The sequence below is a fragment of the Bacteroidota bacterium genome, assembly GCA_017303905.1.
Classification (GTDB): domain Bacteria; phylum Bacteroidota; class Bacteroidia; order B-17B0; family Aurantibacillaceae; genus JAHEYG01.
Window position 1 is genome coordinate 1505430 of record JAFLBH010000001.1, and the last position, 12604, is coordinate 1518033.

The following is a 12604-nucleotide window of genomic DNA, read 5'->3' on the forward strand; positions in this document are numbered from 1 at the left end:
TTATTTATACAAGTTCTTCAACTTTATTCTCATCGATGTAAACAATTATTTTTTTAACGGAACTATAACCCATTTTTGATAAGGCGTCGCTATACTTTAGCATTTGAGCTGCGTATTTTTTTGTGTTGGGCTGTCCGGTTTTGTAGTCAATAACGGTGGCAGTAGTGTCTTCTAAAATTACGCGATCGGGTCTTAAAATTTCGCCGGATTCAGTGATGATTTCTGCTTCATTCTTTGCCTGAACTCCTTTCTTAAAGTAATCATGTATTATAGGGTGATGAAGAATGTTGTGAATTTTGCTTTCTAATTCAGGCTTTTCATTTTGAGTAATAACTCCAGATACCAATAAATCATCAAGCGCTGAATTCAAATCTTCCGGTGAGTGAATAGTGGATAAAACGTAATGGGTTTTTATGCCATTTTCAATTGCTGTTTCTGAAGCTTCTTTAAGTTTTAAAAGATGACTTCCTTTAATTCTAACAAGGTTATTGTTGTCGTTAAAATGAAGAGTTGGTAAATTGAAGTTTGGTATTTTATTTTTCTCTTCTTGTGAATCAAGTTTACGAGACAGACTACCAATTTCCAGAAATCCTGAGGTGTGTTGAGGAAATTCCGTCTCAATTAATTTTTTTACCCACGAAGAAATATTTTCTTTTTTCTGAGAATCAGATTTGAATGAAATAATATGAAGGCGTTCAACAGCACGAGTAAACGCAACATATAATAAATTTATATTATCGAGATATTGTTCGTTTTTTTCTTTTTCAAAAACAGCTTTTAAGCCGGCATCAGCGATGGCATTGCTAATTTTAAATACGGCTACAGGCAATTCGGTATTCTCATTTTCAAGATTTACCCAAGCATTGTCAGATTTGAAAACCTCCCAATTCAAATATGGCAGAATTACTACCGGAAATTCAAGTCCTTTTGATTTATGGATGGTCATAACTTTAACCGCATTCGTTCCTTCCGGAATAATGAGGGAAGCTTGAGTCTCTCTTTTCTCCCACCAGATTAAAAAATCATTGATTGAGCCGGTTTTATTTACGAGGTATTCGTTCACTTCATCCAAAAAGAAACGAATGTATTGCGCGTTTTTTTTATTGAGCTGTAAAGCTGAAATTATCTCGATACAACTGTCAAAAATATTTTTCTTGGCAAAAATCTCGCTGGTTAACTTAATTCCTAACTCATTTAATACTTGATAAAGATTCTTTGTCAAATGAAGTTTATGAAGATGAAGTTCCGTATTGGTGAGATTTGAGGTACAATATGCAATAACTGCAGCAGCGCTGATTATATCGTTGTTGTTATTTAAATGCTTTAAAAAATTTAGTATACAGTTAATTTCCTGATTGTTTTTTAATAGTAAGGAATCTGAGGAGATGACAGGAATGTTATTTTGTATCAGATGATTTGCGATAGCGTTTCCGTGATAGTTGTTTCTTACAATAATACAGATATCGTTATAGTTAAATCCATCTTTTAAGGCTAGAGTTATTTTATCTAAAATGCATGTGAAGTTTGTTGTGTCTACTTCTTCCTTCGTGCTTTCACCGTAGTTGATGCTTACATAACCGCCATTTTCCTTTTTAATTTTTTGTGATTGATGGTCATATATTTTCTGAAATTCCTCCGACAACAATAGTTTTGGTAAATATTCGAAGGCTGTATTGTTGAAAGCAACAATTTTTTCGCAGCTTCTGTAATTTGTATCAAGAAATTTTCCTTCAAACTGACTGATTAAAGTAGATTCACGTTCACTTAAATTCGGATTTGATTCCGGATTTTCAATAAAAGGGAGTTGTTGAAATTGCTTTACGTTCGCGTTTCTCCAGCGATAAATGCTTTGTTTTCCATCACCAACTATCAAATTAAAATTGTTGGAGGCTAAGGAATTATCAATTAAGGGTAACAAATTATGCCACTGAAGAGTAGAGGTATCTTGAAATTCATCCAGTAAATAATGATTATAGCGTTCACCCAGACGTTCGTATATGAATGGAGTAGGCTCATCCGCTACGATTTTCGCAATTTTATTATTAAAATCTGAAATAAAAACAATCTGCTCTTCCTCCCTTAAATCGTTGCTCAGTTTTTGAATCTCGTTGAGCAGAATTAATGCGTAAATGTTTTTTTGAATAAGTTGGAAGAGACTATACTTTTCTTTATTGGCTTCAATGTAATTTAAGGTTTCTGCAGCCAAATGATTGAGTTGTGGTGTGATGTTAAAAATCGTATCTATGGAACGAGAATCCGCCTTATCATTATGCCATTTGTTTTTTTCAATAGCGTCCACTGTTCGTTTACTTAATATATCTTCAATTTTGTTTTTTTTAAAGGCTGCCCATTTATAGAATATTTTTTGTGGTCCGGTGTTCCCATAATTAAAATTTGAAGTTTGCAGTTTGTTTGTTTTTATTAAATGAATACCTGCATTTCCGGCCTCGTTGATTTTTTTAGTGAATTCAGAAAGATAGGTGGATACTTTTACCTGCACTTTGTTAAGTTCGTCGGAGGAAAAATCTTTAAGCTTTTCAATATTAATTCCGGCATCTTCCTTTTGTATCAAATTTGTAAATTCAAGGAGTCGCGCTTGTGGATCCCAGGAGGAATTATCGGCAGCATTTTCGGAGGAGTATCGGATTAATAGTTTAGTTAATTCATCGTTTTCTCCAATTTTAGATAGGAGGGAGCTAACGACCTTCTCATAGAACTCGGATGTGTTTGTTTCGATATTAAAATTGACAGGCAATTTAAGATCGTAAGCGAATGTCTTTACAATTTTGTGTGTAAAACTATCTATCGTGCCAATTGCAAAATCGGTATAATTATGTAATATTTCACTGAGCAATAATTTAGACCGTTGTTGTAGTTCCTCAGGGCTTATTTTTAATGAATAGGAGATGGTAGAACTAAGATCTTTGGTTTTGCTGCTATGCGTAGAAATGTTTTTAAGGGCTTCCAGAATCCGGTGTTTCATTTCTGCCGCCGCCTTATTCGTAAAAGTGAGGGCCAGTATTTTTTTATAATGAAATGGTTTGGTGGATGAATCTGAAAGGGCAAGTAAGAGATACTCTTTAACAAGCGTGTATGTTTTTCCACTTCCTGCCGATGATTTATAAATTAAAAACTTTTTATCCACCTGGTAAAAATAAAAAACCCCCGAATCATAATTCGGGGGTTTTATTAGAAAATATCAATCTTATTCTTCTTCCTCTTCGTCACCTGAAACTTTAGGTTTGTTTGTAGGGGCAGTTTTAGGAGCATTTGGATCAACATAATCCCAACTTACAATTCCGAATACCGTACGACGGTTTTTCTGATGTAAAGCTTCTTTCTCTTCTTTTGTTTTAGCTTTATTGATTACATCATCCGTTACTAATAAACGAGTTTCACCAAAACCTTTTGCTTGTAAACGAGCTAAAGGAATTTTCTTTTCATTTGCTAAATAATCAACACAAGATTGAGCACGTGCTTGAGATAATACCTGGTTTTTAGCATCCGAACCGCGGCTATCAGTGTGTGCGCTTAATTGGATGATAATAGTTGGGTTATCAACTAAAGTTTGGTATAAGAAGTTTAATGAGTCTTTTGATTCAGGTTTTAAATCTGCTTTACCCAATTCGTATAAAACAGCAGGGAAGCGAATCTCACGTTCAACCGGTGTTAATTCAAAATCCTTCACGAAATCTTTTGAAACTGATTCTCCGGCAGTGGTTAAAGCCCCCATATCTTTACTTGCTAAGTAACCATCTTTATAAGTAGCAGATATCGTTTGTTTGCTTGTTTCAATTGTTACTGTGTAAGAAACATTTTCTTTTAATTTAAATGAATAAGAACCATCATTAGAAGTAACAGCGTCATTTAAAGCTCCATCGCTACCTGCTAATTTAATTTTAGCATTCGCAACGGGCTCACCTTTATTAATCCCTTTGTTACCACCGCTAGAAACAACTTTACCTTTTAAGTTAAAGTTTAAAGGCGGTAAGAAGAACGACCAAATATCATCACTTCCTTTACCCCCTTCACGGTTAGAAGAGAAGTAACCACGTTGTTTGTTTCCTTCAAATACGATTCCGAAATCATCTGCACCTGAGTTTAAAGGGGCTTTCATGTTTTCAGGAGCTTTTGAAAATTTACCATCAGGACCAATTTCAGCCTTAAATAAATCTAATCCTCCCATACCCGGATGATAATTTGAAGAGAAATATAACAATTTACCATTATAAGATACGCTAGGATACATTTCATCACCTGCAGTGTTAATTTGTGGACCAAGGTTAAGTGGAGCAGTCCAGGTATTGCCTTTTGGATCATAAACACTTTTCCAAATGTCAGCACCACCGTAACCACCTTTCATTCTTGAAACGAAGTAAACAGTTTTGCCATCAGCAGAAATTGCAGGATGACCAAAGTTAACAGAATCTATATTAAATGGAAGTCTTTCTGGGGCAGCCCAACCAGAACCTTGCTTTTTGGCAATAAATATTTGACAACCGGAAACTGCAGATTTTACTTCAGGGCAACGAGTTAATAACATATAATCTCCTTTTTTAGATACACATGCAGCACCCTGATTAAAAGGACTACTAACTGTTGGAGCAAGAGATACTGGTGTTGACCACTTACCATTTTTATCTAATCGTGTTTCGTAGAGAGCAGAGTGGTTTTGACCGGTAGTATTATCTTGTTTGTTATTAACGCCTTCACGAGTTGAAGTGAAGACTAAGGTCTTGTATTTTTTATCAGAAAAAGTAGGGCTGAAATCAGACTCTTTAGAGTTAATTAATGCCATATTCTCAACCTTGTAACGAGCCGGTTGATCTTTCCATTGCTGAGCTAATTCACAGGACTTAACGCCTTTATCACCACGCGGGTCAGATGGGTTAAGTTTCTTATAATTATTATATTCTGTGATAGCTTCAGGGTATTTACCTTGAGCCTTTAAGCAATCAGCTAAACGTAAAACAGCAACCGGATCAGGGTATTTTGCTGTGATAGCTTTTTGATAATAAGTTTCAGCACTCTTCATATCATTAATTTCATGATATGCGTAGCCTGTACGATACAATACTTTTGCCTTCATTTCAGGTTTCTTAACTGAAGTGTAAGCGCTTTTGTAATCTTCAATTGCTTTAAAGTACTGGCGATTTTCAAAAGCTAAATCAGCTTGTTGCAGCTTTTTTTGAGCTAATGAACTCATTGCCAAGCAAAAAAATGCGCCGGCGAGTAATGTAATTTTAGTAAATTGTTTCATATTTATACTTATTACCTTATTTATATAGTTTGCTAAAATACTAATTTATTTATTTGTGCAAAAATTTTTATAAAAAACAGGCTGTTCAGCGACAGTTTTTCAATATTAATGGTGTTCAGCACCGTGTTCCGCCGAATTTTCGTGGCCTCCACCGTGATGAGCTCCTGATCTTAAGTCTTCCTGCTGTTTTACCAAAATTGGATCTAATTTAGTACGGTTTTCAGGGCGACTAGAGTAGGTTCCTTCGTTTAAGCAAATAAAGATGGTATAAGCCATAAAAATGGTATAGGGAACCAAAATGGCGTATTTAAAGAACTTTACTTCATGACCTAAGTGCATGAACTGTATTACGATATAACCCGCTTTAGCAATTGTTAAAGTGATGAAAAGCACTTTTAACCAAGTTGTTCCTGACCAACCTTGACCCGGCGCCAAAAAACCTATAATTAATTCGAAAATTGTGATTACTAACATAATCCAAAACACATTCCAAAGCTTACGACGGGCTTTTTTGCCTTCTTCTTCGCTATGGTGAGCCATTAGCTCATATTGAGGATAATCATCGTGAAATTCCATGTTTAATCAATTTTTAAGTTAAGCAATTGTTTTTTTGAGTGATTATAATAAATAAAAGAATGTAAATACGAATACCCACACTAAATCTACAAAGTGCCAGTATAAACCTACCTTCTCAACCATTTCATAATGGCCGCGACGTTCGTAGGTTCCTTTTAATACATTCATAAAGATCACAAAATTGATAACTACTCCGGAAAATACGTGGGTACCATGGAAACCTGTAATAAAGAAGAAGAAATTGGCAAATTGAGGAACGCCGTATTCATTAACAGTCATATTAGCACCGTAAATGCGTTCTAAAACATATTTACCTTGTTCTTGGTCCCACACATTACGCATAGCACCTTCACTAGTTCCTACAATAAAGTGGTACCACTCCCAAGCTTGAGAGCCTACGAATGCTAAACCACCAATGATAGTCCATAACATCCAAATAATAACGCCTTTTTTATCGTTTCTGTGTCCGGCTTCTACAGCTAATACCATAGTAACAGAAGACATGATTAATATAAATGTCATTAAACCTACATAGGCTAATGGCAAATGTTGTTCTACAAAAGGAAAGTGAGTAAATACGTTTTCAGCTTTAGGCCATACTTCAGCATATTTATGTCTGATAAAGCCGTAAGCGCAAAGTAATCCACCAAAAGTTAAAGCATCGGAAATAAGGAAGAACCACATAAAGATTTTTCCGTAACTGATTCTGAAAGGCGACTGACCGCCGCTCCAAGCTTCTTTTTGATCGATTTCTACAGAGTGAGCCATAGTTTTAACAAAATTTAGAGTTTATTACGACTGCAATTTTAACGAATAAAATATAAAAACAAAAATAAATATACCCATAAAACGCTCAAAAAATGCCAATAAATGGCACAGAGCTCAACTCCCAAGGCGTTTTCAGAGCTATATTTCTTCCGTAAAGAATTTATCAACACAAAAATGAGGGAAATTAATCCGCCTGCTAAATGCGCCCAATGTGCCCAAATAAAAAGGATGAAAAAAGAACCTGAAGGGTTGCTGTGTTTCCCACCAAAAACGATGCGGTTATCAAAAAGATCCTTCCATCCGGAGTATTGTAAACCCGTAAAAACAAGTGCTAAAGCGAACGTAATAAGTGCCCCCAAAAACACGCCTTTATTGTTTCCTTTTTTTACGGCTTTTTGAGCGTAAATAAATGTAATACTGCTTGTTACAATCACGGCGGTACTAATAATAAACATGGATGGGACTTCAAATTGAAGCCAATTTCCGGCACCTTGTCTAACAATATATGCGCTGGTTAAGCCCGCCCAAAACATTAGCATACTAATAATTGCAATCCATAATAATGCTTTGGCAGATTTTTTATGAGCCGCTTTTAAATCGATTTGCAAATCGGGACTTGGTTTGTATTTAATTTCTTCAGCCATGGTATTACGCTTTTGTCATTAATGCTAATTGAACTACCGGTAAATAAATTATTGCCACAACAAATAATTTTTTAGCCGATTCAATCGTTGTTATTCTGTAAAAATTATAGGCTTGTATTACAAGAGTAAGTCCACAAACAAATACTATGAGTGCTGTTAACCAGCCAACATAATTAAATGCATACGGAAGTAAACTGATTGGGATTAAAAAGATGGAATAAACCAAAATCTGAGTTTTTGAAACATTATCTCTTCCGCCAGATGAAGGCAACATTAAAAAACCCGCTTTTTGATAATCATCGTGATTAAACCAAGCTAACGACCAAAAATGAGGAAATTGCCAGAAAAACTGAATGATAAATAATAGAAAGGCGAAAAACGAAATGTTACCAAATCCTTCTGTTGCTGCCACTGCGCCTATTAAAGTTGGTAAGGCTCCCGGAAAAGCGCCAACAAATACAGAGAACGGTGTAACTCTTTTTAAAGGGGTGTATGCCAAGGCGTATAATATAATGGAAACAAATCCTAAAATTCCACTTAAAGGATTAGTATATACCCATAACATAATGGTTCCGCCTATTCCAAAAATAGAACAAAATAAAAGAGACTCAGCATTACTTAATTTATTGGTTGGCATCGGACGATTTTTAGTACGATCCATTAGTTTGTCGAGGTCTTTTTCGATAACTTGATTAAAACCATTCGCTGCTGCAGTTACCATAAAACCGCCAACGGATAGGGCTATGATTTGTTTTGCGCTTACATTTTCAGCTACAGTGAAATAAGTAACCACTGCAGAAAACACTACCAATGCAGCTAAGCGGTATTTTGTAAGCTTAACAAAAGCCTGAAATTTTGAATAATCGGCAAGTTCTGTTTTAATATCTTTTTCGGCTGTGTTCAAGGGCGCCACAAAGGTAATGATTAGTTCTTCTGTAACTCAAATAAATCGTAGTATTTTCCTTTTAAATTTAACAGATCCTGATGAGTTCCGCTTTCCGCGATCCGTCCATCACTCAAATAAAGAATTTTATTTGCAGCTTTTATACTTGAAATACGAGGGCTTATAATGATACATGTTTTACCATGCATAATTTGTTTAAGGTTGTTTAATATTTGAGCTTCCGTTTCGGTATCAACAGCCGATAAACAGTCATCAAAAATTAAAATTTCCGGATTCTTGATAATGGCTCTTGCAATGGAAACACGTTGCTTTTGCCCCCCCGATAAAGTAATTCCCCGTTCTCCAACCATGGTCTCAAATTTTTCAGGAAAAGACATGATATTGTCGTATACCGAAGCTTTTTTGGCAGCTTCTTCAATATCTGTTTTGGTGAAATTATTGTTGCCTGCAAATGAAATATTATTGGCAATTGTATCACTAAACAAGAAAACTTCCTGCGGTACAATACCCATATTATTTCTTAAATGATACAAATGATGTTGTTTAATGTTTTTATTATTCACGGAAATTTCTCCGTTATCACAATCATAAATACGGCTTAATAATTGAGCAATGGTAGATTTTCCGGAGCCAACCGGACCGGTAATTCCTAAAACTTCTCCTTTCTTAAGTTCAAAAGATACATTATCGAGTGCCTTGATTCCTGTTTCAGGATAGGTAAATGTGACATTTTTAAACTCAATATCGCCGGCAACATCCGTTTTTTCATTTACAGGATTTACAATAGTCGGCTTGACACTTAAAAACTCATTTATTCTTTCTTGCGAAGCCGCGGCTCGTTGAACCAACGATGTTACCCAGCCTAAAGATGCAAATGGCCAGGTTAGTCGGAATACATTCATAATAAATTCAGGAATATTTCCAGCTTCAATTTTATTCTGAGTTACCAGATATCCGCCATACCACACAGTAATCAACACACTCATGCCAATCATTAAAACCATGGTCGGTTGAAAGTAGGATTCGATGGTTGCGAGTTTTAGGTTCTCTTTTTTATAATTTTCGCCTTTTTCATTGATAGTTTCACTAAAAAACTTTTCGCGGGCATATGCTTTTACAACACGAATGGAGGCAAAGCTCTCCTGCGCATGAGAAGTTAAATTCGATAATTCTTGCTGTACCTTATTACTTCGTTGATTAATTAAATTAGAAACTTTATAAATGATAAACGACAATATCGGCAACGGTATAAACACCATCAGAGTTAATTGAACATTTACACTTAACATAAATGCAACAACTGTTATAATGGTTACAACGGTATTTACCATGTACATCACAGCGGGTCCGGTATACATACGCACTTTACCAACATCTTCCGTAATCCTATTCATTAAATCGCCGGTACTGTTTTGTTTGTAAAAGGAAATGTCGAGTTTTTGGTAGTGATCGTAAATTTCGTTTTTCTGATCGTATTCGATATGTCGGCTCATCACAATGATGGTTTGTCGCATTAAAAACATAAACAAACCACTTATAAGTGCAAGCCCGATAATAGTTAATCCGTAATAGATAAATACTGAATTATCACCAAAATTCTTATCGTCAATTAATTTAAGTAAAGTGTTAGTGCCTTTACGTACAATAACAGCCTGATAGGTGCCAAAAATGGTAGAAAGGGATACAAACAAAATTCCCAAAAGGAGAAGCCACTTATATTTTACAAAATAGTGATTAAGGCTGAGTAAAGATTTCACATTGCAAATTTACGCTTTAATTTAAACTGGTTATGCTGGAATAGTTTGTATTTTTACACCAATGATTTTAATGTTCCTCAGGATAATCATGAGTTTAAGCCTTAACAGTTTTTATAAACGTATTAAGGTGAAGAACAAGCGTGTGCTTGAAGCTGATGCACCCATGATTTTAGCATTAAATCATCCGAATGCCTTTATGGATCCTGTTGTTTTCTCTTTAGTGGTTTACCCTCCAAAGTTTAAATATCTGGCCAGAGGCGATGCTTTTAAGCCAGGCATAGCGGCTTATTTGCTGGAAACCTTAGGGCTTGCGCCTATTTATCGCATACAAGATGGTGGTAAAGAAGGTCTTCAAAAGAATAGTGAAACCTATGACCGCGTCAACTACTTTTTACGTAAACGCGCAAAAATAATCGTATTTGCGGAAGGTCTTTGTATTCAGGAACGTCGTTTGCGCCCAATTAAAAAAGGAGTGCCGCGAATGGTTTTTGGAGCTATGGATGCAATCCAGAATCCCGATTTTGTAGTGGTACCGGTTGGAATTAATTATAGTGAAGCAAGTAAGGTCGGAAGCTCAATGTTTTACAACATAGGAGAGCCAATTCGAGTGGCTGACTTCTATGAAGAATATAAAGAGCATCCATCCAAGACATACAATAAGTTTATTAAGGTTTTGGAACCCCGGATGAAGGACTTGATTACACATATCGAAAATCCTGAAAACGACAAGTTGGTTCCATGGCTCGAAAAAATATTCATGCGCGATTTATGTAAACAGCAAAAGTTAAAATTCAAAGATCCAGAACATGAGTTCATCATCACAAAAAAGATAACTGAAAAAGTTAATACAGCAGATCAGGAACAAAAAGAAACGATTGTAGAACTTAACGCCAGATGCGAAAAGTATTTTAAGCATTTAAATTTGATGGGGGTAAAAGATTGGGTGGTGAATCCTTCCAACAAATGGCAATTAAGTTGGATGCATGTGATTTTAAGATTGCTTTTAATCGTAGCTGTTTTACCAATTATTATTCGCGGAATGTTAGGGAACTATCTGCCATATAAAATATCCGAATTCATCGTAAAGAAAAAAGTAAAGCATATTGAATTTAATTCTTCCTTTAATTTAGGCATTGGTACTTTTCTGACTTTATTCTTCTATATTATTCAATTTATAATCGCCTACGTTATTGCGCCGCATATTGGATGGCCGCTCCTGATAGTTTTGGTGTCTTTCCTAACCGGTAAGTTCACCTTGAATTTTTACCCTTTTATTTTAAAAACTAAAGGGATAATGAAAGCATTAACGAACAAAATCGGATTAAGAAATCTTAGTGAGGAACGCGCTCAAATCGTTGAGTTATTTGCCTTAATTAACAAAAATTAGTAATTTAGTTTGGCACGTAAATTGAAGTGTTTACGTTATACTATTACCACACATTATTATGAAAGTCATTAAACATACTATCATCGCAGCAAGTGCAGTTGGTGGCGTTTTGTTAATGTCATCAGCCGGTTTTTTTACTTCAAAAAAAGCAGAATTAAGTCAGATTATTATTGAAAATAATACTTCGAAAGATGCTTTGCCTGTTCAGCCGAATACTGCTTTTAAAGAGGGAGAGGTATTAACCTATCGTTTGCATTATGGCGTGATGGATGCTGGCGTAGCGGTTTTGGAAGTAAAGCCTTCGATTATGGAAGTAGCCGGACGTAAGGTTTATCACATTGTTGGGAATGGTTATTCAAAAGGTACTTTCGATTGGTTTTTTAAAGTGCGTGATCGTTACGAAACATTTATTGATAAAGATGCCATGGTTCCCTGGATGTTTGTTAGAAGAGTAGATGAGGGGGGGTATAAGTTTAGTCAGGATTATACATTTAATCATTACACGAAAAAGGTAGATGTTGGCGGAGGCGAAAAAATAGACGTTCCACAAGGCGTTCAAGATATGCTTTCTTCGTTTTATGCCGCGCGGAATCTAGATTTTACAAATGCAAAAGAAGGGGATGTGTATACGATAAAAAGTTTCGTTGATAAGGAATTATGGCCAATGAATATCCGTTATATTGGAAAGGAAACAATAGAGTGTGAATTAGGAACTTTTAAATGTTTAAAGTTTCGTCCCATTGTGCAAAAAGGACGCATCTTTAAAAACGAAGAAGACTTAAACGTTTGGATTACGGACGATAAAAACCATGTTCCATTACGCGCACAAGCCAAAATCTTAATTGGTTCAATTAAGCTCGATATTATTGGCGCAAGCAATTTAGCTAACGCAACATCAAAAGTGAATTAATTTATTCTTTAACACTGCATACAACAGTGGTGTCTTTACTGTTTTTTGCGCAAGCATTCTCTTTGTTGTTTTTTGTGGAATACACTAAAACGTGAGATTTCTGTTTCGTATATGGGTGATCGCATTCACATGCGTAAGGTTTTAAACACGAATGCATAAAAATCGCTACCAGCGATAAAACAAAAATTGTTTTGAGTTTATTTAAGGTTACAAACTTCATTGCTGTCGGCTAAATTAGTACACGCTTTTTTTGAATCTTTTTTATTGCCGTTTATATAAATTTTTTCCGGCATGGTATCTGTTACACCTGCTGTGTTTTCATAGCATTCGCACAAACGCGATTTCACACAGGCGCCTAACAGAAGAACAGAAACAAGTATCAGGATTATTTTTTTCAT

11 protein-coding genes are annotated in these 12604 nt (G+C 35.4%); 2 read left to right on the forward strand and 9 right to left on the reverse strand.

All coding sequences use genetic code 11. The features are described 5' to 3' along the window. Positions 1–4: 4 nt before the first annotated feature. The 7 genes from J0L69_06320 to J0L69_06350 form a co-directional block, all read right to left on the reverse strand. A complete protein-coding gene (locus J0L69_06320; GenBank protein MBN8692791.1) occupies positions 5–3145 on the reverse strand; it encodes a UvrD-helicase domain-containing protein in 3141 nt (1046 codons plus the stop codon). A 60-nt stretch (positions 3146–3205) separates the two neighbouring features. Continuing rightward, positions 3206–5260, reverse strand: a complete 2055-nt coding sequence (locus tag J0L69_06325; protein MBN8692792.1) for a PD40 domain-containing protein — start codon at positions 5258–5260, stop codon at positions 3206–3208. A gap of 105 nt (positions 5261–5365) precedes the next feature. Beyond that, positions 5366–5800: a cytochrome C oxidase subunit IV family protein gene (locus tag J0L69_06330; protein MBN8692793.1), complete on the reverse strand. Its 435-nt coding sequence runs from the start codon at positions 5798–5800 to the stop codon at positions 5366–5368. A gap of 78 nt (positions 5801–5878) precedes the next feature. Next, a complete protein-coding gene (locus tag J0L69_06335) occupies positions 5879–6604 on the reverse strand; it encodes a cytochrome c oxidase subunit 3 (GenBank protein MBN8692794.1) in 726 nt (241 codons plus the stop codon). Between the two features lie 38 nt (positions 6605–6642). Beyond that, positions 6643–7248: a cytochrome c oxidase subunit 3 gene (locus tag J0L69_06340; GenBank protein MBN8692795.1), complete on the reverse strand. Its 606-nt coding sequence runs from the start codon at positions 7246–7248 to the stop codon at positions 6643–6645. A gap of 4 nt (positions 7249–7252) precedes the next feature. Continuing rightward, positions 7253–8161: a heme o synthase gene (gene cyoE / locus J0L69_06345; GenBank protein MBN8692796.1), complete on the reverse strand. Its 909-nt coding sequence runs from the start codon at positions 8159–8161 to the stop codon at positions 7253–7255. 11 nt (positions 8162–8172) lie between these two features. After that, positions 8173–9909 carry an ABC transporter ATP-binding protein gene (locus tag J0L69_06350; protein ID MBN8692797.1) on the reverse strand — a complete coding sequence of 579 codons (1737 nt, stop codon included), beginning with the start codon at positions 9907–9909 and terminating at the stop codon, positions 8173–8175. A gap of 88 nt (positions 9910–9997) precedes the next feature. On the opposite strand from J0L69_06350, the gene J0L69_06355 reads away from it, so the two are divergent. Then, the gene (locus J0L69_06355) at positions 9998–11296 is read left to right on the forward strand and encodes a 1-acyl-sn-glycerol-3-phosphate acyltransferase (protein ID MBN8692798.1); all 1299 of its coding nucleotides are present in this window, start codon (positions 9998–10000) and stop codon (positions 11294–11296) included. 58 nt (positions 11297–11354) lie between these two features. Then, positions 11355–12206 (forward strand): DUF3108 domain-containing protein, encoded by an 852-nt coding sequence (locus tag J0L69_06360; protein ID MBN8692799.1) that lies wholly within the window; start codon positions 11355–11357, stop codon positions 12204–12206. A 1-nt stretch (position 12207) separates the two neighbouring features. Here the strand turns inward: J0L69_06360 and J0L69_06365 are convergent, their stop codons facing one another. Together J0L69_06365 and J0L69_06370 are read right to left on the reverse strand one after the other, a co-directional pair. Continuing rightward, positions 12208–12426 carry a hypothetical protein gene (locus J0L69_06365; protein MBN8692800.1) on the reverse strand — a complete coding sequence of 73 codons (219 nt, stop codon included), beginning with the start codon at positions 12424–12426 and terminating at the stop codon, positions 12208–12210. After that, positions 12404–12604 (reverse strand): hypothetical protein, encoded by a 201-nt coding sequence (locus tag J0L69_06370; GenBank protein MBN8692801.1) that lies wholly within the window; start codon positions 12602–12604, stop codon positions 12404–12406. The genes J0L69_06365 and J0L69_06370 overlap by 23 nt, the downstream gene beginning before the upstream one ends.